Below are 22764 nucleotides of genomic sequence, written 5' to 3' on the forward strand. Positions count from 1 at the left end.
GATTGGCGTTGGAAAATATCGCTGATCTTTGGGAAAAAGCATTGTCCGTGATTGAAAAAAAGATCAGTAAACCCAGCTTTGACACCTGGCTGAAATCGACGAAGGCATACTCGCTCAAAAACGATACGTTTGTCATTTCCGTGCCGAATGAATTTGCCAGGGATTGGCTGGAGGGCCATTATATTCCGCTCATCACAACGGTCTTGTACGACATAACCGGAGAAGAGCTTGAAATTAAATTCGTTATTCCGCAACAGCAGGACAGTGATGAACCGGAACTGTTCCCGTCCCCGAAAAAATCAGCGGAAAAATTGAATGATACCCGCGACTATCAGAGTATGTTGATTCCAAAGTATACATTCGATACCTTTGTCATTGGTTCCGGTAACCGTTTTGCACACGCTGCTTCCCTTGCCGTTGCCGAAGCGCCGGCAAAAGCCTATAACCCGTTGTTCATATACGGCGGGGTGGGCCTTGGAAAAACGCATTTAATGCATGCGATCGGCCACTATGTACTAGAGCATAATCCAAAAGCCAAAGTGGTGTATTTGTCTTCTGAAAAATTCACGAATGAATTCATCAATTCCATCCGGGACAATAAAGGAGGCGAATTCCGGAACAAATACCGGAATGTGGATATCCTTCTGATAGATGATATTCAGTTTCTCGCCGGAAAAGAATCCACGCAGGAAGAATTTTTCCATACATTTAATGCGCTGCATGAGGAGAGCAAGCAAATCGTCATTTCAAGCGACCGGCCCCCGAAAGAAATCCCGACGCTTGAAGAAAGGCTGCGTTCGCGGTTTGAGTGGGGATTAATCACAGACATCACACCGCCTGACCTTGAGACGCGCATCGCCATTTTGCGAAAAAAGGCGAAAGCGGACGGTTTGGATATTCCGAACGAAGTGATGCTTTACATCGCGAATCAAATTGACACGAACATCCGTGAACTGGAAGGCGCATTGATCCGTGTTGTCGCCTATTCTTCGCTGATCAATAAGGATATCAATGCCGACCTTGCCGCAGAAGCACTGAAAGATATCATCCCAAGCGCCAAGCCAAAAACGATTACGATCGAGGACATTCAAAAAGTTGTCGGGGAAGAATACCATGTGAAAATGGAAGATTTTAAAGCGAAAAAGCGCACGAAATCCGTTGCATTTCCGCGCCAGATTGCCATGTATTTATCAAGGGAACTGACGGATTTTTCGCTGCCGAAAATCGGGGAGGAGTTCGGCGGGAGAGATCATACAACCGTGATCCATGCCCATGAGAAAATTGCCAATTTGATTCAAACGGATGCGCAATTTCAAAAGAAAATTGAAGAACTGCAAAATTTGCTGAAAAATGGGTAGCCCACGGTTCAAAAAGCGGGCTAGAGCATATTGTGCATAACAACGGATAATGTATGAACAGTCTGTCCACATGTGGATAGACTGTATTTCATTGCACCGGCAACGTTATCCACATGTTCACAACCCCTATTACTAGTACTACTGTTTTTTAAAAAAAGATTAAGTATAAGTATATGCGTCACACGATGGAGGAATAACCATGAAATTTTCTATTTTGCGGAACCGCCTAATCGAAAGTGTCCAAGATGTGTCAAAAGCCATTACGTCCAGAACCACGATTCCGATTTTAACCGGCATTAAAATTACCGCTTCAGAAGAAGGGATCACGTTTACAGGCAGTGATTCCGATATTTCAATTGAGTCATTTGTGCCAAAAGAAGAAGACGGGGATGAAATTGCTGTCATTCAGCAAACAGGCGGCATTGTGCTGCAGGCAAAAATTTTTGGGGAACTGGTCAAAAAGCTGCCAATGGATATTGTGGAGATAGAAGTGGCCAATCAATTCCAGACCATCATCCGTTCAGGCAAATCCAACTTTAATTTAAACGGGCTTGATGCGGAAGAGTACCCGCATTTGCCGCAAATTACGGAAGACAAAGTGATCCGAATTCCGGCAGATATTTTAAAAAATCTGATCCGGCAAACGGTATTTGCCGTTTCCACCGCGGAAACCCGCCCGATCTTGACAGGTGTAAACTGGAGCATTAAAGGCAGCAGGTTGAACTGTATTGCAACAGACAGCCACCGCCTGGCGCAAAGGACAGCGGAAATCGAAACGGCCGCAGATGCCGAGTATAATATTGTAATTCCGGGGAAAAGTTTAAATGAGTTGAATAAAATTTTGCCGGATTCGAATGAACCGGTGGGAATTGTCATAACGGATAATCAGGTTTTATTTAAAGCAAAGCATTTATTGTTTTTCTCTCGTCTGCTGGAAGGAAATTACCCGGATACATCACGGCTGATCCCGACAGATGGAAAAACGGAAATCGTTGTGAATACAAAAGAGTTTCTGCAAGCCATTGACAGGGCATCGTTACTCGCAAAAGAGGGGCAAAACGCAAATGTCGTGAAACTTTCATCCGTTACGGATATCCCGGGCACGATTGAAATCACATCCAATTCGCCGGAAATCGGGAAAGTGACGGACAGGGTAAACTGTAAATCCATTGAAGGGGAAGAATTAAAAATCTCGTTTAGTTCCAAATATATGATGGACGCGTTAAGAGCGCTCGAGGGAACGGAAATCACCATCCGTTTTACCGGTGCGATGAGGCCATTTATCATCCGGCCGGTAAATGATGATACGACATTGCAGCTGATTTTGCCGGTAAGGACGTATTGATGAAAAATGCCTGTTGAAAAACAGGCTTTTTTCATCTCCGTTGCATGAGAAAAATAGCGGGCGGCAACGGGAATTCCTTGTTATGCTTTGTGTTTCTGCCTGATTTTTAGTAAAATAATATGTTAGTGAGTACATGAAAAGAGTGAAGAAATGGCAAAAAATGTAAAAATCTCAACAGATACCATTACGCTTGGCCAATTTTTAAAATTTGCGGATATCATTCAAAGCGGCGGAATGGCAAAATGGTTTTTAACCGAACATGAAGTGCTCGTCAATGGAGAACCGGAGCAAAGAAGAGGGCGGAAACTGAAAGAGGCGGACCGGGTTGAAATTGGCGGAATCGGTATGTTTCAAATTATCCGCGGTTGACCGGCGCTTTTTCCGCATAAAGGATGTTGGCATATGTACCTGCAGGAACTGGAACTTCACAATTACCGCAACTATGAAACATTAACCATTCCGTTTGAAAACAAAGTCAATGTGATCCTCGGGGAAAACGCCCAGGGAAAAACCAACCTGATGGAAGCCATTTATGTTTTGGCATTGGCGAAATCCCACCGGACGTCAAATGATAAAGAACTCATCCGCTGGGACGCAGAATATGCTAAAATAAAAGGGAGACTTCACAAAACGCATGGTTCTGTCCCCCTTGAATTGACCATCTCCAAAAAAGGCAAAAAAGCAAAGTACAATCATATTGAGCAAAAAAAACTAAGCCGGTATATCGGCAATATGAATGTGGTCATGTTTGCGCCCGAAGACTTGAATCTTGTAAAGGGGAGCCCGCAGGTCAGGCGCCGCTTTATCGATATGGAGATCGGGCAAATTTCGCCGGTTTATCTGTATGATATGAGCCGGTTTCAAAAAATATTGCAGCAACGGAACCATTATTTGAAGCAGCTGCAAATGAAAAAACAGACAGACCAGACGATGCTCGATATTTTAACCGAACAGTTGATTGAACAAGCCGCTAAAATTGTCATGCGGCGGTTTGAATTTGTGCGGATGCTCGAAGAATGGGCACGCCCGATCCACCATTCGATTTCCCGCGGCTTGGAACAACTTGAGATCCAATATAAACCCTCTGTGAATGTATCAGAAGAGCTCAATTGGTCAAAAATGATAAAATCATACGAAAATAAATTTGCTGAAATAAGGGAGCGGGAAATTGACAGGGGCGTGACGATGGCCGGCCCGCATCGCGATGATTTGGCTTTTGTCGTGAACGGCAGAGATGTCCATACATTCGGATCGCAGGGGCAGCAGCGGACAGCCGCATTATCTGTTAAGTTGGCTGAAATTGAACTGATTTATTCGGAAATCCGGGAATATCCGATCCTGCTACTGGATGACGTACTGTCGGAGCTGGATGACTACCGCCAGTCCCATCTGCTGAATGCGATTCAGGGAAGGGTGCAGACATTTGTGACAACGACAAGCGTGGATGGGGTTGATCATCAAACGTTACGGGAGGCATCCATGTATACAGTGAAGGCAGGACAAATTGTCAGGTGAGGTGTGCCTATGTATCTCCATCTCGCAGAAGATGTCATGATTCGAAGTGATGACATTATCGCTATTATGGACGAGAGATCGCTCAATAGCTCCGGGATCAACAAAGCTTATTTGCAGGCTTTCAAAAAAGCCACAGTCAATTTGGCAAAGGGCAGCTTTAAATCGGCCGTGATTACCCAAAATGCGGTCTATTTATCGCCTTTTTCCCCCGGCATTCTGTTCAAACGGGCAATCGGCCTTTCTCCGGCCGGGTTTATAACCGAACATTTTACCGGAAAACCGGTTTAACATAAGAGAATGTTGCTTACTCAACCGGTGCTTGCTTGTAACACCCGTTACAGGTTGAACCGGCTTTATGCAAGGCGTGTTTTTTGGCACGTCTGTTTCCGGCTAACCGCAAAAAGTGGCGGGTGCAATCTGCCGGGATAACCAGTAGGTGCTAAAGTATCCGCAAATCCCGCAACATCCATCGTGAGCGGTTCAATTTAAGAGAGTGCAGGTGGTATAATTGGAACAAGAACAATTACAGAAGCAGTCTTATGATGCCGAGCAAATCCAGGTTCTTGAAGGGCTGGAAGCGGTGCGCAAACGTCCGGGGATGTATATTGGCTCGACAAGTGCGAGAGGTCTTCACCATCTTGTCTGGGAAATTGTCGACAACAGCATTGACGAGGCACTGGCCGGTTTTTGCGATGAAATCAATGTTTTTATTGAAAAAGACAACAGCATTACCGTGAAGGACAACGGACGCGGCATCCCGGTCGGCATCCAGGAAAAAGTGGGCAGGCCTGCCGTTGAAGTCATCATGACCATTTTGCACGCCGGCGGGAAATTTGGCGGTGGCGGATATAAGGTGTCCGGCGGTCTGCACGGGGTTGGTGCGTCTGTTGTGAATGCCCTGTCTACAGAGCTCGATGTCTATGTCCACCGCGACGGGCATATTTACTACCAAAAATACCGCCGCGGCAAACCTGCCTTTGACTTAAAAATCATTGGCGAAACGGATCGTACCGGCACAACGACTCACTTCAAGCCGGATCCGGAAATTTTTACGGAAACGACCGAGTTCGACTTTGATATTCTTACAACCCGGCTCCGTGAACTTGCCTTTTTAAATAAAGGGATCAAAATCACCATTGAGGACAAACGCGAAAAAAATCCGCGCAAACAAGAATACCATTACGAAGGCGGGATCAAATCGTACGTGGAGCATTTGAACCGCTCGAAAGAAGTGCTCCATAAGGAACCGATTTATGTAGAAGGCGAAAAAGACGGCATAACCGTTGAAGTATCCCTTCAATACAATGACGGGTTTGCCAGCAATATCTATTCTTTTGCCAATAATATTCACACCTACGAAGGCGGCACACATGAGTCCGGTTTTAAAACGGCTTTAACGCGCGTCATCAATGATTATGCCCGGAAAAACAATCTGATCAAAGAAAATGAAGCCAATTTAACGGGCGAAGATGTCCGGGAAGGCCTCACTGCGATTGTTTCCATCAAACACCCGGATCCGCAGTTTGAAGGACAAACGAAAACGAAGCTTGGAAATACAGAAGCAAGAACGATTACAGATGCGGTATTTTCCGAGACGTTTGAGAAGTTTATGATGGAAAATCCTCAAGTGGCGCGGAAAATTGTCGAAAAAGGGCTGATGGCTGCCCGGGCAAGGATGGCTGCGAAAAAAGCGCGCGAACTGACACGGAGAAAAAGCGCGCTCGAATCGACAAGCCTACCGGGCAAACTTGCAGACTGCACATCACGCGACCCGGCTGAGAGCGAGCTCTACATTGTCGAAGGAGACTCGGCCGGCGGTTCTGCCAAGCAGGGAAGGGACCGGATGTTTCAGGCGATCCTGCCTTTAAGAGGGAAAATTTTAAACGTAGAGAAAGCGCGTTTGGATAAAATTTTGTCAAATGCGGAAATCCGGACCATTATTACCGCGCTTGGCACAGGTGTCGGAGAAGATTTTGACATCTCGAAGGCGCGTTATCATAAAGTCGTGATTATGACGGATGCGGATGTCGACGGTGCCCATATCCGCACGTTATTATTAACGTTTTTCTACCGCTATATGCGTCCATTAATCGATGCAGGCTATATCTATATCGCCCAGCCGCCGCTTTATAAAGTGCAGCAGGGAAAAAGGGTCGAATATGTATACAGCGACCGCGGTCTTGAGGAATTGCTTAATACGCTACCCGCCCAGCCGAAGCCCGCTATCCAGCGTTATAAAGGTCTCGGCGAAATGAACCCGGAACAGCTTTGGGAGACGACGATGGAACCTGCCAACCGGACGATGCTGCAAGTGAGCCTTGACGATGCGATTGAAGCGGACGGCACATTTGAAATGCTGATGGGCGATAAAGTGGAACCGCGGCGGAATTTTATCGAAGAAAATGCCATTTACGTGAAAAACCTGGACATTTAAAGAAAAGGAGGTTGCATAAATGGCTGACACACCTGAATCGAAAATTGTGGAAGTAAACTTAACCCAGGAGATGCGCACATCTTTTCTTGACTATGCGATGAGCGTCATCGTATCCCGGGCTATTCCGGATGTACGGGACGGATTAAAGCCTGTGCACCGGAGAATTTTATATGCGATGCACGATCTCGGGATGACCCCTGATAAAGCGTATAAAAAATCGGCGCGTATCGTCGGGGAAGTCATCGGGAAATACCACCCGCACGGCGATTCGGCCGTGTATGAAACCATGGTGCGGATGGCGCAGGATTTTAGCTACCGCTATATGCTGGTTGACGGGCACGGCAACTTCGGGTCTGTTGACGGCGACCCGGCTGCTGCCATGCGTTACACGGAAGCGCGCATGTCAAAAATTTCCCTTGAACTGCTGCGCGATATTAACAAAGATACGATTGATTTTCAGGACAACTACGATGGTTCGGAAAAAGAGCCGGCTGTCCTGCCATCCCGTTTTCCGAATCTGTTGGTGAACGGTTCCTCCGGGATTGCGGTCGGCATGGCAACGAACATTCCGCCGCATCAGCTCGGTGAAGTCATCGACGCGATTCTTGCTTTAAGCAAAGACCCGGATATTACGATTCAGGAATTGATGGAATATATCCCCGGGCCGGATTTCCCTACGGCCGGTTTAATTGTCGGAAGAAGCGGCATCCGCCGTGCTTATGAAACGGGAAGAGGCTCTATCACACTCCGGGCAAAGGTGGAAATTGAACAAAAATCAAATGGCAAAGAATCCATCATTGTGACCGAACTGCCTTACCAGGTCAACAAAGCCAAATTGATCGAACGGATTGCAGAACTCGTGCATGAAAAGCGGATCGATGGCATTACCGATCTGCGTGACGAGTCCGACCGCAACGGCATGCGGATGGTGATTGAAGTCCGCCGTGATGCAAATGCGAATGTGATTTTGAACAATTTGTACAAGCATACCGCCATGCAGACGACATTCGGCATCAACCTGCTGGCACTTGTTGCAGGCCAGCCAAAAGTGCTGAATTTAAAACAGGCGCTTAAGTTTTACCTTGACCATCAGGAAGAAGTGATCCGCCGCAGAACGGCTTTTGAACTGAAAAAAGCGGAAGCGCGCGCCCATATTTTGGAAGGTCTGCGCATTGCACTCGACCATATTGATGCGATTATCCAGCTGATCCGTTCCTCGCAAACAACGGATATTGCCCGCAACGGCTTAATGGAGCAATTTTCCCTGTCCGAAAAGCAGGCACAGGCAATTCTCGATATGCGGCTGCAACGTTTGACCGGACTGGAACGCGAAAAAATTGAAGAAGAATACCAGGGTTTGATCCAACTGATTGCAGAACTGAAAGCCGTTTTGGCAGACGAAGAAAAAGTGCTTGAAATCATCCGTGAAGAGCTGCTCGAAATTAAAGAACGGTTTAATGATGAACGGCGCACGGAAATAATTGCAGCAAGCGTTGACCAGATTGAGGACGAGGATTTGATCCCGCAGGAAAGCATCGCCATCACCCTGACCCATAACGGCTATATCAAACGCCTGCCGATTTCGACGTACCGGAGTCAGAAACGCGGCGGCCGCGGCGTGCAGGGGATGGGCACGAATGAAGACGATTTTGTTGAACATCTCTTAACGACATCAACACATGATACGATCCTTTTCTTCACAAATAAAGGAAAAGTCTATAAGAAGAAAGGATACGAAATCCCGGAATACGGCAGAACGGCAAAAGGCATTCCGATTGTCAACCTGCTTGAAATTGACAGGGATGAATGGATCAATACGATGATCCGTGTGGAAGATTTCGTAGAAGACTGGTTTTTATTTTTTACCACAAAAAAAGGCATTTCAAAACGCACGCCTGTAACTGAATTTGCCAATATCCGGACGAACGGCCTGATTGCCATTCATCTGAAAGAAGAAGATGAGCTGATTTCCGTAAAACTGACGGACGGCCATAAAGAAATCATTATCGGTACGAAGAACGGCATGCTGATCAGATTTCCCGAAACGGATGTCCGTTCAATGGGAAGGTCGGCAACAGGGGTAAAAGGCATTACCTTAAGCGGCGATGATGAAGTGGTCGGCATGGAGATTCTGGAAGAAAACGATGATGTGCTTATTGTGACCAAAAACGGCTATGGAAAACGGACAAAGGGAAGCGAGTACCGCATCCAGAGCCGGGGCGGAAAAGGTTTGAAAACCTGCAATATCACAAGCAAGAACGGCCCGCTTATTGCTGTGAAGACGGTAACGGGAGAAGAAGATGTCATGCTCATTACAGCGGGCGGCGTGCTGATCCGGATGGCTGTCGGGGATATTTCGGTGCTCGGCAGAAATACAATGGGCGTCAAACTGATCCGTCTTGGTGACGAAGAATATGTTGCCACAGTCGCAAAAGTGGAAAAAGATGAAGAAGAAAATCATGCTGATCCGGTGGAAGAAACCGGAGAGGAATAAGAAATCTCGGGAAGCATTGCACACAATGCTTCTTTTTTTTGATAAAATATGGGCAGCACAGTTGCTTGTTGACGGAGGGAGAAAAACTTGAAGATAAAAGTAGTCGATCTCGTCCCCGGCTATTGTTTGGCTGAGGATGTTATGGGGAAAACGGCTCACCCCATTATGCCAAAAGGAACCCTTTTAACGCAGAAAATGATTCATGTTTTGAAAGCATTCGGGATAGAAGAAGTGGATGTGGGCCGTTCCAATAGCCGTAAAGAGACGAAAGAGAGCACGAGGGAAGAAAGTCAGGAAACGGCAACAGTGCCAGAAGCATTCCGGGAGCAGTACACGGCTGCGGTTGGCAGTTACAAGAAAATGTTTCAAAGCTGGCAGTCCGGTTCCAAAGTCAGTGTAGGGGAAGTGAGGGATTTTTTTATTCCGCTTTTTGAATTGATCGAACAGGATCCCGGGAAAATCCGCATTATTCATCAATATGCAACAAAAGAGGAATACATCTATCATCATGCCGTCTCGGTCGGACTGTTAAGCGGCGCAATCGCCCAAAAACTGCAACTCGGGAAGGGAACTTGCTATCAGGCTGCATTGGCGGGCTGCCTCGCAGATGCCGGCATGGCAAAAATCCCTGCGCCTTTGCTGAGAAAATCAGCCTCCTTAACAGAAGAAGAATACGAAGAAATCAGGAACCATCCTGTATACGGGCTAAAAATGGTCCAGCACTCGCCCCTTTTGAAATCCGAAACGAAACTCGCAATTTTACAGCATCATGAACGTCTTGACAAAAGCGGCTATCCATTTGGTGAAAAACCGGACAGAATTCCGATCCTGTCAAGAATTGTTGCCGTTGCGGATGTATACCATGCCATCGTATGCGACCATATTTATAAAAAGAAGAAAATCCCGTTTCAGGCCATTGAAGAGCTGCTGGAGGATCACTTCGGAGAGTTCGATATTGCTGTGATCCATGCATTAATTAGCCTTGTTGCCCATTTAACGATTGGATCAAAGGTCTTTTTATCCAACAATGAAGAAGCAGAAGTGCTTTACATGAAACCGTCCGCTCCCATTAAACCGCTTGTAAAAATTTTAAGCAGCAATGAAATGGTGGATTTGGAAAGCCGGCCTGATTTGTTTATTACAGAATTAATCCGGTGAGGTTTGAAAAGCAGAAACCGGCCAAAATAGAAGCCTTATTATATTTTGTTTGGATAACCCTTAGACACCGATGCCGTATTTATTGTCGTACCAGCGGAAGCCTTCAGGAGAGATAAATTTATTACTTTATGTATTGCCAGAAACAATATCTATCCGGAGCATAATTGATTTTACGTAAAAACCTTAAGTTCAATTTATTTAGATTATGTGCATTGTATAGGATTTTGTTGCGCGAACCGAAAAAAGTACTTGCAATTTACTGCATAACGAGTATAATAGAAATTGTGCTTTTTATGGTTGCTTGTTGATTTGCTTTTTTTGTTGACACAAGCTGCCGGATATGTTATGATATAAAAGTCGTCACAAGATGTGATTGTTCCTTGAAAACTGGACAAAACGAAACGTCAAATTCTTTTTGAGCTTTTATCAAACATCTTTACTGAGAGTTTGATCCTGGCTCAGGACGAACGCTGGCGGCGTGCCTAATACATGCAAGTCGTGCGGACCTTTTAAAAGCTTGCTTTTAAAAGGTTAGCGGCGGACGGGTGAGTAACACGTGGGCAACCTGCCTGTAAGATCGGGATAACGCCGGGAAACCGGGGCTAATACCGGATAGTTTTTTCCTCCGCATGGAGGAAAAAGGAAAGACGGCTTTTGCTGTCACTTACAGATGGGCCCGCGGCGCATTAGCTAGTTGGTGGGGTAACGGCTCACCAAGGCAACGATGCGTAGCCGACCTGAGAGGGTGATCGGCCACATTGGGACTGAGACACGGCCCAAACTCCTACGGGAGGCAGCAGTAGGGAATCTTCCGCAATGGACGAAAGTCTGACGGAGCAACGCCGCGTGAGTGAAGAAGGCCTTCGGGTCGTAAAACTCTGTTGCCGGGGAAGAACAAGTGCCGTTCGAACAGGGCGGTGCCTTGACGGTACCCGGCCAGAAAGCCACGGCTAACTACGTGCCAGCAGCCGCGGTAATACGTAGGTGGCAAGCGTTGTCCGGAATTATTGGGCGTAAAGCGCGCGCAGGCGGTTTCTTAAGTCTGATGTGAAATCTTGCGGCTCAACCGCAAGCGGTCATTGGAAACTGGGAGGCTTGAGTGCAGAAGAGGAGAGTGGAATTCCACGTGTAGCGGTGAAATGCGTAGAGATGTGGAGGAACACCAGTGGCGAAGGCGGCTCTCTGGTCTGTAACTGACGCTGAGGCGCGAAAGCGTGGGGAGCAAACAGGATTAGATACCCTGGTAGTCCACGCCGTAAACGATGAGTGCTAAGTGTTAGAGGGTTTCCGCCCTTTAGTGCTGCAGCTAACGCATTAAGCACTCCGCCTGGGGAGTACGGCCGCAAGGCTGAAACTCAAAGGAATTGACGGGGGCCCGCACAAGCGGTGGAGCATGTGGTTTAATTCGAAGCAACGCGAAGAACCTTACCAGGTCTTGACATCCTCTGACCTCCCTGGAGACAGGGCCTTCCCCTTCGGGGGACAGAGTGACAGGTGGTGCATGGTTGTCGTCAGCTCGTGTCGTGAGATGTTGGGTTAAGTCCCGCAACGAGCGCAACCCTTGACCTTAGTTGCCAGCATTGAGTTGGGCACTCTAAGGTGACTGCCGGTGACAAACCGGAGGAAGGTGGGGATGACGTCAAATCATCATGCCCCTTATGACCTGGGCTACACACGTGCTACAATGGATGGTACAAAGGGCTGCGAGACCGCGAGGTTAAGCCAATCCCAGAAAACCATTCCCAGTTCGGATTGCAGGCTGCAACCCGCCTGCATGAAGCCGGAATCGCTAGTAATCGCGGATCAGCATGCCGCGGTGAATACGTTCCCGGGCCTTGTACACACCGCCCGTCACACCACGAGAGTTTGTAACACCCGAAGTCGGTGAGGTAACCTTTACGGAGCCAGCCGCCGAAGGTGGGACAGATGATTGGGGTGAAGTCGTAACAAGGTAGCCGTATCGGAAGGTGCGGCTGGATCACCTCCTTTCTAAGGAAATTAAGGAAAACTTCGTTTTCCAAAATTAAGTTTGATGTTTCCGTTTTGTTCAGTTTTGAAGGTTCAATCCTTCCTTATATTTCCTTTCATTAAGGGCCTGTAGCTCAGCTGGTTAGAGCGCACGCCTGATAAGCGTGAGGTCGATGGTTCAAGTCCATTCAGGCCCACCATTCCTTAATGATCGGGGCCTTAGCTCAGCTGGGAGAGCGCCTGCTTTGCACGCAGGAGGTCAGCGGTTCGATCCCGCTAGGCTCCACCTTTATAAATGTGTTCTTTGAAAACCGGATAGGAGAAACAAACCAAGTAAACCGAGAATCGCTTATTTTTGGATTTAAACCTTTTTATGGTTAAGTTAGAAAGGGCGCACGGTGAATGCCTTGGCACTAGGAGCCGATGAAGGACGGTACAAACACCGATATGCTCCGGGGAGCTGTACGTAAGCTTTGATCCGGAGATTTCCGAATGGGGAAACCCCCTGTCTTTAATCGGACAGGATTCCTGCCTGAATCCATAGGGCAGGAAGGGCACACCCGGGGAACTGAAACATCTCAGTACCCGGAGGAAGAGAAAGCAATTGCGATTTCCCAAGTAGCGGCGAGCGAACAGGAAACAGCCCAAACCGGAAGGCTTGCCTTCCGGGGTTGTAGGACACTCATATGGGAGTTACAAAAGAACAGGTTAAGTGAAGCGGCCTGGAAAGGCCTGCCGGAGAAGGTAAAAGCCCTGTAACTGACACTTCGTTCTCTCCCGAGTGGATCCTGAGTACGGCGGGACACGAGGAATCCCGCCGGAATCCGGGAGGACCATCTCCCAAGGCTAAATACTCCCTAGTGACCGATAGTGAACCAGTACCGTGAGGGAAAGGTGAAAAGCACCCCGGGAGGGGAGTGAAAGAGATCCTGAAACCGTGTGCCTACAAGTAGTCAGAGCCCGTTAACGGGTGATGGCGTGCCTTTTGTAGAATGAACCGGCGAGTTACGGTCTCATGCAAGGTTAAGCTGAAGAAGCGGAGCCGCAGCGAAAGCGAGTCTGAACAGGGCGAAAGAGTATGAGGCCGCAGACCCGAAACCAGGTGATCTACCCATGTCCAGGGTGAAGGCAAGGTAACACTTGCTGGAGGCCCGAACCCACGCACGTTGAAAAGTGCGGGGATGAGGTGTGGGTAGCGGAGAAATTCCAATCGAACTTGGAGATAGCTGGTTCTCTCCGAAATAGCTTTAGGGCTAGCCTCAAGCGAAGAGTTTTGGAGGTAGAGCACTGTTTGGACGAGGGGCCCTCATCGGGTTACCGAATTCAGACAAACTCCGAATGCCAAAAACTTATGCTTGGGAGTCAGACTGTGAGTGATAAGATCCATGGTCGAAAGGGAAACAGCCCGGACCGCCAGCTAAGGTCCCAAAGTATACGTTAAGTGGAAAAGGATGTGGCGTTGCTTAGACAACCAGGATGTTGGCTTAGAAGCAGCCATCATTTAAAGAGTGCGTAATAGCTCACTGGTCGAGTGACGCTGCGCCGAAAATGTACCGGGGCTAAACGTATCACCGAAGCTGCGGATGGACACCGTTTGGTGTCCGTGGTAGGAGAGCGTTCTAAGGGCGTTGAAGCCGGACCGGAAGGACCGGTGGAGCGCTTAGAAGTGAGAATGCCGGTATGAGTAGCGAAAGAAGGGTGAGAATCCCTTCCACCGAATGCCTGAGGTTTCCTGAGGAAGGCTCGTCCGCTCAGGGTTAGTCGGGGCCTAAGCCGAGGCCGAAAGGCGTAGGCGATGGACAACAGGTTGATATTCCTGTACCGCCTCTTCACCGTTTGAACGATGGGGGGACGCAGGAGGATAGGGCAAGCGCGACACTGGTTGATCGCGTCCAAGCAGTTAGGCCGGTGCGGAGGCAAATCCTTCGCGCCAAGGCGGAGCTGTGATGGCGAGGGAAATTTTAGTACCGAAGTTCCTGATTCCACACTGCCAAGAAAAGCCTCTAGTGAGGTGAAAGGCGCCCGTACCGCAAACCGACACAGGTAGGCGAGGAGAGAATCCTAAGGTGAGCGAGAGAACTCTCGTTAAGGAACTCGGCAAAATGACCCCGTAACTTCGGGAGAAGGGGTGCTTTTTGGGGTGTATGCCCCGGGAAGCCGCAGTGAATAGGCCCAGGCGACTGTTTAGCAAAAACACAGGTCTCTGCGAAGCCGCAAGGCGAAGTATAGGGGCTGACACCTGCCCGGTGCTGGAAGGTTAAGGAGAGGGGTTAGCCGTAAGGCGAAGCTCTGAACTGAAGCCCCAGTAAACGGCGGCCGTAACTATAACGGTCCTAAGGTAGCGAAATTCCTTGTCAGGTAAGTTCTGACCCGCACGAAAGGTGTAACGATCTGGGCACTGTCTCAACGAGAGACTCGGTGAAATTATAGTACCTGTGAAGATGCAGGTTACCCGCGACAGGACGGAAAGACCCCATGGAGCTTTACTGCAGCCTGATATTGAATTTTGGTACAGCTTGTACAGGATAGGTAGGAGCCTTGGAAACCGGAGCGCCAGCTTCGGCGGAGGCATCGGTGGGATACTACCCTGGCTGTATTGAAATTCTAACCCGCACCCCTTACCGGGGTGGGAGACAGTGTCAGGCAGGCAGTTTGACTGGGGCGGTCGCCTCCTAAAAGGTAACGGAGGCGCCCAAAGGTTCCCTCAGAATGGTTGGAAATCATTCGCAGAGTGTAAAGGCATAAGGGAGCTTGACTGCGAGACTTACAAGTCGAGCAGGGACGAAAGTCGGGCTTAGTGATCCGGTGGTTCCGCATGGAAGGGCCATCGCTCAACGGATAAAAGCTACCCTGGGGATAACAGGCTGATCTCCCCCAAGAGTCCACATCGACGGGGAGGTTTGGCACCTCGATGTCGGCTCATCGCATCCTGGGGCTGTAGTCGGTCCCAAGGGTTGGGCTGTTCGCCCATTAAAGCGGTACGCGAGCTGGGTTCAGAACGTCGTGAGACAGTTCGGTCCCTATCCGTCGCGGGCGCAGGAAATTTGAGAGGAGCTGTCCTTAGTACGAGAGGACCGGGATGGACGCACCGCTGGTGTACCAGTTGTCTTGCCAAAGGCATCGCTGGGTAGCTATGTGCGGAAGGGATAAGTGCTGAAAGCATCTAAGCATGAAGCCCCCCTCAAGATGAGATTTCCCACAGTTTATACTGGTAAGATCCCTGAAAGATGATCAGGTTGATAGGTCCGGGGTGGAAGCGCGGCGACGCGTGGAGCTGACGGATACTAATCGATCGAGGACTTAACCAAATAGAAAAGCGAAGGGCGCCTTGAAAAAGGTGCACTGGAGCTAGACAATTCTCAAAGTTAGAAACGCGTTCTCCGTTTACAGTTTTTTCTCCCATCCGGTTTTCAGGGAACACATCCCAAAAATTATACAGGTCCGGTGATGATGGCGGAAAGGTCACACCCGTTCCCATCCCGAACACGGAAGTTAAGCTTTCCAGCGCCGATGGTAGTTGGGGGTTTCCCCCTGCGAGAGTAGGACGTTGCCGGGCCAAAAGAGAACCGCAGACAAATGGTCTGTGGTTTTTTTATTTCTTTTACCATCCTCGCTTCAATCGTATGAAGGACGTAGCCCAACGATAAGGGAAGATAAATGCCGAGTATATGTAAAATTTTACTCGGAGGGGCAGATAAGTGAAAAAATGGGAAGACACTCTATTATCTAAATGTACACCTTGAAATGAACATCTAGAGAGAGGTTTCCCATGGATATGATATTACGTACAGGAACGGGAATTTTTAGAGTAACGAAAGGAATTAAGAAAACATCTCAAAAAGTGCAAAAAGTAAATTGAACATAGAGCCCGTCTACGTTAAGGAAGCGTCGAAAAACGAAGGCCTTTCTTTACATAGAGCCCCTCTATGTTAAGGAAGCAAACAAAAACGAAGGTCTTCCTTCACATAGAGTGTGTCTACGTTAAGAAAGCGCGGAAAAACGAAGGTCTTTCTTTACCTAGAGCGCGTCTACGTTAAGGAAGCAAACAAAAACGAAGATCTTCCTTCACTTAGAGCGCATCTACGTTAAGGAAGCGCGGAAAAAAGGCGGTCTTTCTTTACCTAGAGCGCGTCTACGTTAAGGAAGCAAGCAAAAACAAAGGTCTTCCTTAACATAGGGCGCATCTACATTAAGGAAGCGCGGAAAAAAGGCGGTCTTTCTTTACCTAGAGCGCGTCTACGTTAAGGAAGCAAGCAAAAACAAAGGTCTTCCTTAACATAGGGCGCATCTACATTAAGGAAGCGCGGAAAAAAGGCGGTCTTTCTTTACCTAGAGCGCGTCTATGTTAAGGAATCAAACAAAAACAAAGGTCTTCCTTAACATAGGGCGCGTCTACGTTAAGGAAGCGCGGAAAATTGAGGGCCCTCCTTCACATAGAGCGCGTCTATGTTAAGAAAGCAAGCAAAAAAGACGGCCTTCCTTCACATAAAGCCCGTCTACGTCAAGGAAGCAAACAAAAACGAGTCTCTTCCTTCACATAAAGCCCGTCTTCGTTAAGGTTTGCTGAACGAATCCGATTCTGAGTTTGTACCCAATTTGTCAGCAAGCTCTTTCTTATCGCGTTCTTTTGAGACATACACACACCTGAAAAACCGGCATACGATACCATACATCATTTCGCTTTCTCGTTGCAACATTTGAAAAAATCTCTTTGATTGTGAATAGTCCGCGGAAATGATGGCAATTATAATGAGCAGGGGGTGGAGCAGATGGATCGGAGTGCCCTGAGACATGAACCGGAAATGTGCATTGTTTGTGAGAAATTGAAACATAACGGCATCCATCTTTATACATCATTTATCTGCAGTGACTGCGAAAAGGAAATGGTCCGTACCGATACGGGAGATCCGCGTTATTCCTATTTTGTCCGACAGTTGAAAGCAGTTCAAAGCCCAAAATGTATACATGACCAAGCATATTAAAACAGGCTTGGTTATTTTTTTGTTCTGCCCGTGTAAATGCTACTCTATGAAAAGATACTCGGACAATCGGAAAAACTTCAATCACCCATTTCCTGCCCGCTTTTACCCGTTTATAGTAAAATAGAATAAGTAAACTCGGGGCCGGTTTTTACAGGCGGCTCCGTATGATAAGGGGTACGGAGATGGATCAAAATCGAATGCCATTATTTGAAGCGCTATGCCGCTATCAACATAAAAATCCCGTTTCGTTCCACGTGCCGGGGCATAAAAACGGCTTGTTGATTGAGCCGTTGTTAAAAGAAAGCGCGTCTTTTTTACAATATGATGCAACAGAATTGTCCGGGCTGGATGATTTGCACCATGCTGAAGGAGCCATTCAAGAAGCACAGGATTTGCTGGCTGCTTATTACGGCAGTGAAAAGAGCTATTTTCTCGTAAACGGAAGCACCGTTGGCAACCTCGCCATGATCCTTTCTGTATGCCGGCCGGGGGATCGTGTGCTTGTGGACCGGAACTGCCATCAATCGGTTTTGCATGCCCTCAGGCTTGCCAGGGCAAATCCGGTTTTTGTTTTTCCTGAAATCGATAAGGAACGCCAAATGCCGGCAGGATTTTCAGAAAGATTATTTGTACAGGCGTTCAGGAAATACCGGGACGTGAAAGCGTGTATTTTGACTTATCCGACTTATTATGGCATCACCTACGATTTGCGGGCTGTGGCTGACATCGCACATCAAAACGGCGCTTATGTGTTGGTGGATGAAGCCCATGGTGCGCATTTTCAGATTGGCTCCCCGTTTCCGGAGACGGCGCTTCACCAGGGGGCAGATGCCGCTGTCCAGTCTGCCCATAAGATGCTGCCGGCTATGACAATGGGGTCTTTTTTACATATCCGTGCGCCGCATTTTCCGTTTGAAAGACTTGGATTCTATTTATCGGCACTGCAATCGAGCAGCCCGTCGTATCCCATTATGATGTCGCTCGATTACGCAAGGTGGTATGCCGCCAATTTCAGCCGTGAAGATATCTGCTATACCCTGACACAAAGGGAGCAATTTTCCGCGCGGCTCAGCAAGATGTTAAAATGGGAGAAAAAGGAGGGGCAGGATCCGCTGAAATTGCTGGCGACATTTCCCGGCCTCTCCGGGTTCAAACTTCAGTCCGTGCTTGAAGGTGCCGGTGTGTACACAGAAATGGCGGATTTACAACGGGTTGTCTTTGTGCTGCCGCTTTTAAAAAACGGTATGCCTTTTCCGTATGAGGATGCTGCCGGGCGGATCGAAGCAGCACTGTCCGGAGTATCTCCACAAGCCGAGAATGAATCCCTGCTGAAACGGGTGGAGCAAAAACAGGCGTCCGGATATAGCCGGATGGAAACAGCAGGCTTGGACGTCCTGCATGGGTTAACGGAACTCCACCTTGCTTATGATGAAATGGAAGAAAAAGAGGTAGAATGGGTATCATTTGCAGAAGCGAAGGGGCGGATTGCGGCAAAAATGGTTACGCCGTATCCGCCCGGTGTGCCGCTTCTTGTGCCGGGTGAACAGGTTAGAGACGCCCATATTTACCAAATCCAACAACTGCGCGCTTGCGGGGCAAGGTTTCACGCGGATGCTCCGTTTTTTGAAAACAGGCTGGCAGTTTATAAATAGAGAGGGAGAGAACATGAAAGGAATTTTTATTACAGCAGAAGGACCGGAGGGTGCGGGGAAAACGACCATTACCGGGATGATTGCCGCACACTTAAAGGAAAACGGCTATCCCGTTGTGTTGACGCGGGAACCCGGGGGCATTAAAATTGCCGAGCAGATTCGGCACATCATTTTGAACCCGGAAAATACGGAAATGGATGCGCGGACGGAAGCTTTGCTGTATGCGGCAAGCCGTCGCCAGCATCTTGCAGAGAAGGTCTTGCCGGCACTAGAACAGGGGCGCATTGTCCTGTGTGACCGGTTTATTGACAGTTCGCTCGCGTACCAGGGCTATGCGCGAGGAATCGGGATAGAGGAAGTATACCGGATCAATCAGTTTGCAACGGGCGGGCTGCTGCCGGATTTGACGCTCTATTTTGATGTAGAAGCAGAGACAGGCCTCAGCCGGATTGCCAAAAATCACAACCGTGAAGTAAACCGCCTTGATCTGGAAGCCATCGACTTCCATAGAAAGGTAAGAGAAGGGTTCCAAATATTGTTAAAACGGTTTCCGGAGAGAATACATGCCATTGATGCCAATAAAGAGGTAGAATATATATATCATACCGCTTTGCAAAAAGTGCTGGACGCCATTTTCCGACATTACGGGAAAAATTTCCCCGGATAAAAGGAAATTCACATACAGGAGCAGAATTTCATATATAACGGTAAATGGAAGATGATATAATGAGGGATAAATATACGGTTGAAAATTCAGGAGGGGAAAAAATGAAACTGATCGTCGCAGTCGTACAGGACCAGGACAGCAACCGGTTGATGAAAGCCATGGTTGATCATAATTTTCGTGTGACAAAACTTGCATCAACAGGCGGGTTTTTAAAATCAGGCAATACGACTTTTCTGATTGGGACGGAAGAAATTCGTGTCAATAAAGCGCTGCAGGTCATTAAGGAAAATTGCAAATCGAGGGAACAGTTTATTACCCCGGTTTCACCGATGGGCGGAAATGCCGACAGCTACATCCCGTATCCGGTCGAAATCGAAGTGGGGGGCGCGACAGTATTTGTCCTGCCAGTAGATGAATTTCACCAGTTTTAACGGGGGAATAAGGGATTGAAAATACAACAGGATTTGCGTATTGGTTTGGACAAAACGGCCCGCGAAGCAAAAAGCATGGTAACGGGCACAACAAATTTTGCCGAAATGATGGACACAAGCAGGGAAAAGCTGCAAATGAATGAATTTCACCAGCTATTGTCGCAAATTGACGAAGCCGGCAGCCGACTTGCCCGTTCGCGCAATCTTAAAGATTTGTCCAAATTCAAGTCGCTTGTAAAACAATTTGTGAAGCAAACTGTCGAATACGGGATGAAAAATAAACAGTCACAAAGCTTCGACCGGTTCGGGGAAAGCCGCAAATTGAATATAGTGGAAACCATAGACAAAAAACTGGCGGATCTTACCGACGCCTGTCTCAGAAAAGAGCAGCCCGCTCTCGATATACTGGGGAAAATCGGCGAGGTAAAAGGTTTGCTGATTAATTTATATACTTAAGAGAGTGGAAGAAGCCATGACATGGGAAGCATTTGAAAGTATTCAGCCTGTTGCAGCAACTTTGCTGAAACACAGCATCAGGCGCAGCCGGATGGCGCATGCTTATTTATTTGAAGGCGGACGCGGCACAGGGAAAAAAGAAGCTGCACAGCTACTGGCGAAAACATTATTTTGCCTGCAGCCTGTGGATGATTTTTTCCCATGCGAAAGCTGTTCGAATTGCTTAAGAATCAGCCACGGCACCCATCCTGACGTTCATCTGGTTGAACCGGACGGCCTTTCGATCAAGAAGGAGCAGATTAAAGCGTTGCAGCAGGAGTTTTCCAAACGGGCAGTGGAGTCGAAACGGAAACTGTATATGATTGTAGACGCTGAAAAAATGTCAACAGGCGCCGCCAACAGCCTGCTGAAGTTTCTGGAAGAGCCGAATCCTGGTACGACGGCTGTGCTGATGACAACCCAGCTGCACCGGATCCTGCCGACCATTTTATCCCGCTGCCAGGTTGTTTCATTCAAGCCGGTCCCACCCGCCATACTGAAAAAACAGCTGATTGAAAACGGGGTCAGCCCCGATTTGGCCCCGCTTCTTTCCCATATGACAAGCCACTTGGAAGAAGCGCTTGATTTAAGCAAAGATGAGTGGTTTGCACAAGCCCGAAAAATCGTGTTAAAATTGTATACAACCCTTTCAAAATCACCTTCCCACGCAATGGTTTTTTTGCAGGAAGCGTGGTTTGGGCATTTTAAAGAAAAAAATCAACTGGATCTCGGGTTGGATCTGTTGATATGGATTTATAAAGATCTTCTTTCCATCCATCTGGGAAAACAGGAAGATGTCGTTTATCCCGATCAGCTAAACCGTCTTTCTGCAGATATTCTTTCCTGCTCCCCGCGTTCTCTGGCTGAAAAACTGGCAGCCATTCTTGATGCAAAAAAGAAATTGGGTGCCAATGTCAATCAACAGCTGCTCATGGAACAGCTTGTTTTAAATTTGCAGGGGGGAACGGCCTTTGTTTAACGTAGTAGGAATCCGGTTTAAAAAAGCCGGCAAAGTATATTATTTCGACCCAGGCGATTTTCCCGTTAAAAAAAATGATGCCGTCATCGTCGAAACTGCGCGCGGCATTGAGTATGGCTTTGTTGTGACAAATCCCAAAGTTGTCGGGGAACATGATGTCGTGTTGCCGCTGAAAAAAATCATCCGGATTGCCGACCAGAAAGATCATATGACAGTGGATGAAAATAAAGCGGCAGCAAAAGAAGCATATGGGATTTGCATGAAAAAAATTGCGGAACACCAGCTTGAGATGAAGCTGGTGGATGTGGAGTATACATTTGACCGGAATAAGATTATTTTTTATTTTACCGCTGACGGGCGTGTCGATTTCCGGGAGCTCGTAAAAGATTTGGCGTCCATTTTCCGGACAAGGATCGAACTCCGCCAAATCGGGGTGCGGGATGAAGCCAAAATGCTTGGCGGCATCGGTCCTTGCGGCAGGATGCTGTGCTGTTCCACGTTTTTGGGTGATTTTGAGCCGGTATCGATCAAAATGGCAAAAGACCAGAATTTGTCATTAAATCCGGCGAAAATTTCTGGGCTTTGCGGACGTCTCATGTGCTGCCTGAAATATGAGAATGATGAATATGAAGCGGTAAAAGAAGCGTTTCCGGATGTCGGGGAAATGGTGAAAACGCCTTACGGAACCGGAAAAGTGACCGGCCTGAACATTTTGGAACGCGTTTTGCAAATTGAATTACAAAGCCAGGGGCGTACGATTGAGTATACGATGGAAGAATTTTTAAGTGCGGATGTTGTGTCAATTCAATCCACGGATTAATGAGGTGGAGAACTGATGGATAGGAAAGAATTATTTGAGGCGATACAGCAAATGGAAGTGCAGATCGGGGCGCTCCAGGAAAAGTTGGGGGAACTGAAACGGGATTTAACGGAAGTCATTGAAGAAAACAGCATTTTGAAAATCCAGAATGACTATTTCAGGCGCCAGTTGCAGCCCGAATCCGGCGGGGAAGGCACAGATTCGCATGAGGAACCGGCCGAGATTGTCCGGAAAATCAAGGAAAAGGGCGTGCCGCAGACGCTTCTTGATATCGGCGAAGGGTACGACAATCTGGCCCGCCTTTATCAGGAAGGCTTCCATATTTGCAATGTCCATTTCGGCAGCCCACGCAACGGGGAAGATTGCCTGTTCTGCCTTTCCTTTTTGAACAAGAAGTAACGAACGGTCCAAGATGAAAAGCCTTCCTTTTACCGGGAAGGCTGTTTTATGCAGCCGTTGTTTTTGG

The 22764-nt window shown here is 47.9% G+C and carries 16 protein-coding genes, 2 tRNA genes and 3 rRNA genes; all 21 read left to right on the forward strand.

The genetic code is table 11. From position 1 onward, the window contains the following. Positions 1-8: 8 nt before the first annotated feature. Positions 9-1358 (forward strand): chromosomal replication initiator protein DnaA, encoded by a 1350-nt coding sequence (gene dnaA, locus OF158_RS00005; protein ID WP_014096603.1) that lies wholly within the window; start codon positions 9-11, stop codon positions 1356-1358. Positions 1359-1557: 199 nt separating this feature from the next. Continuing rightward, the gene (gene dnaN / locus OF158_RS00010; protein ID WP_035183064.1) at positions 1558-2703 is read left to right on the forward strand and encodes a DNA polymerase III subunit beta; all 1146 of its coding nucleotides are present in this window, start codon (positions 1558-1560) and stop codon (positions 2701-2703) included. Between the two features lie 150 nt (positions 2704-2853). After that, on the forward strand, positions 2854-3072 hold the full coding sequence (gene yaaA, locus OF158_RS00015) for a S4 domain-containing protein YaaA (protein ID WP_014096601.1): 219 nt from the start codon (positions 2854-2856) through the stop codon (positions 3070-3072). A 33-nt stretch (positions 3073-3105) separates the two neighbouring features. Beyond that, on the forward strand, positions 3106-4218 hold the full coding sequence (gene recF / locus OF158_RS00020; RefSeq protein ID WP_035183060.1) for a DNA replication/repair protein RecF: 1113 nt from the start codon (positions 3106-3108) through the stop codon (positions 4216-4218). 9 nt (positions 4219-4227) lie between these two features. Then, positions 4228-4506, forward strand: a complete 279-nt coding sequence (remB, locus tag OF158_RS00025; protein ID WP_014096599.1) for an extracellular matrix regulator RemB — start codon at positions 4228-4230, stop codon at positions 4504-4506. 220 nt (positions 4507-4726) lie between these two features. After that, a complete protein-coding gene (gene gyrB, locus OF158_RS00030; protein ID WP_035183056.1) occupies positions 4727-6652 on the forward strand; it encodes a DNA topoisomerase (ATP-hydrolyzing) subunit B in 1926 nt (641 codons plus the stop codon). A 19-nt stretch (positions 6653-6671) separates the two neighbouring features. Next, positions 6672-9146, forward strand: coding sequence for a DNA gyrase subunit A (gene gyrA / locus OF158_RS00035; RefSeq protein WP_035183052.1), 2475 nt, complete (start codon positions 6672-6674; stop codon positions 9144-9146). 87 nt (positions 9147-9233) lie between these two features. Beyond that, complete coding sequence (locus OF158_RS00040; protein ID WP_035183048.1) at positions 9234-10304, forward strand: HD-GYP domain-containing protein; 1071 nt, start codon at positions 9234-9236, stop codon at positions 10302-10304. Positions 10305-10739: 435 nt separating this feature from the next. Next, a 16S ribosomal RNA gene (locus OF158_RS00045) occupies positions 10740-12293 on the forward strand. A gap of 102 nt (positions 12294-12395) precedes the next feature. Further along, positions 12396-12472: transfer RNA gene (locus OF158_RS00050), tRNA-Ile, on the forward strand. A gap of 13 nt (positions 12473-12485) precedes the next feature. Then, positions 12486-12558: transfer RNA gene (locus OF158_RS00055), tRNA-Ala, on the forward strand. Between the two features lie 89 nt (positions 12559-12647). Next, a 23S ribosomal RNA gene (locus tag OF158_RS00060) occupies positions 12648-15580 on the forward strand. Between the two features lie 132 nt (positions 15581-15712). Continuing rightward, a 5S ribosomal RNA gene (rrf, locus tag OF158_RS00065) occupies positions 15713-15828 on the forward strand. Together the 16S, 23S and 5S rRNA genes with 2 tRNA genes alongside form the textbook arrangement of a ribosomal RNA operon. A 1213-nt stretch (positions 15829-17041) precedes the next feature. Next, on the forward strand, positions 17042-17254 hold the full coding sequence (locus OF158_RS00070) for a sigma factor G inhibitor Gin (protein WP_014096595.1): 213 nt from the start codon (positions 17042-17044) through the stop codon (positions 17252-17254). A gap of 182 nt (positions 17255-17436) precedes the next feature. After that, positions 17437-18906 carry an aminotransferase class I/II-fold pyridoxal phosphate-dependent enzyme gene (locus tag OF158_RS00075; protein WP_017550884.1) on the forward strand — a complete coding sequence of 490 codons (1470 nt, stop codon included), beginning with the start codon at positions 17437-17439 and terminating at the stop codon, positions 18904-18906. 13 nt (positions 18907-18919) lie between these two features. Next, complete coding sequence (gene tmk, locus OF158_RS00080; protein WP_014096593.1) at positions 18920-19573, forward strand: dTMP kinase; 654 nt, start codon at positions 18920-18922, stop codon at positions 19571-19573. Positions 19574-19674: 101 nt separating this feature from the next. Beyond that, positions 19675-20004 (forward strand): cyclic di-AMP receptor DarA, encoded by a 330-nt coding sequence (locus OF158_RS00085; RefSeq protein ID WP_013857978.1) that lies wholly within the window; start codon positions 19675-19677, stop codon positions 20002-20004. 15 nt (positions 20005-20019) lie between these two features. Further along, the gene (locus OF158_RS00090) at positions 20020-20460 is read left to right on the forward strand and encodes a YaaR family protein (RefSeq protein WP_014096592.1); all 441 of its coding nucleotides are present in this window, start codon (positions 20020-20022) and stop codon (positions 20458-20460) included. Positions 20461-20476: 16 nt separating this feature from the next. Then, complete coding sequence (gene holB / locus OF158_RS00095) at positions 20477-21478, forward strand: DNA polymerase III subunit delta' (protein ID WP_014096591.1); 1002 nt, start codon at positions 20477-20479, stop codon at positions 21476-21478. Continuing rightward, complete coding sequence (locus tag OF158_RS00100; protein ID WP_013857981.1) at positions 21471-22298, forward strand: PSP1 domain-containing protein; 828 nt, start codon at positions 21471-21473, stop codon at positions 22296-22298. Before holB ends, OF158_RS00100 begins: the two co-directional genes overlap by 8 nt. 15 nt (positions 22299-22313) lie before the next feature. Then, the gene (gene yabA / locus OF158_RS00105) at positions 22314-22697 is read left to right on the forward strand and encodes a DNA replication initiation control protein YabA (RefSeq protein WP_014096590.1); all 384 of its coding nucleotides are present in this window, start codon (positions 22314-22316) and stop codon (positions 22695-22697) included. Positions 22698-22764: the final 67 nt, after the last annotated feature.

Source organism: Weizmannia sp. WK01, assembly GCF_025905465.1.
GTDB lineage: Bacteria > Bacillota > Bacilli > Bacillales > Bacillaceae_C > Weizmannia > Weizmannia faecalis.

Coding starts and splice junctions, on each gene's coding strand:
- remB (WP_014096599.1), top strand. CDS start 4,228: ATGTATCTCCATCTCGCAGAAGATGTCATGATTCGAAGTGATGACATT.
- yabA (WP_014096590.1), top strand. CDS start 22,314: ATGGATAGGAAAGAATTATTTGAGGCGATACAGCAAATGGAAGTGCAG.
- recF (WP_035183060.1), top strand. CDS start 3,106: ATGTACCTGCAGGAACTGGAACTTCACAATTACCGCAACTATGAAACA.
- OF158_RS00085 (WP_013857978.1), top strand. CDS start 19,675: ATGAAACTGATCGTCGCAGTCGTACAGGACCAGGACAGCAACCGGTTG.
- gyrA (WP_035183052.1), top strand. CDS start 6,672: ATGGCTGACACACCTGAATCGAAAATTGTGGAAGTAAACTTAACCCAG.
- OF158_RS00070 (WP_014096595.1), top strand. CDS start 17,042: ATGGATCGGAGTGCCCTGAGACATGAACCGGAAATGTGCATTGTTTGT.
- holB (WP_014096591.1), top strand. CDS start 20,477: ATGACATGGGAAGCATTTGAAAGTATTCAGCCTGTTGCAGCAACTTTG.
- yaaA (WP_014096601.1), top strand. CDS start 2,854: ATGGCAAAAAATGTAAAAATCTCAACAGATACCATTACGCTTGGCCAA.
- dnaN (WP_035183064.1), top strand. CDS start 1,558: ATGAAATTTTCTATTTTGCGGAACCGCCTAATCGAAAGTGTCCAAGAT.
- OF158_RS00075 (WP_017550884.1), top strand. CDS start 17,437: ATGGATCAAAATCGAATGCCATTATTTGAAGCGCTATGCCGCTATCAA.
- tmk (WP_014096593.1), top strand. CDS start 18,920: ATGAAAGGAATTTTTATTACAGCAGAAGGACCGGAGGGTGCGGGGAAA.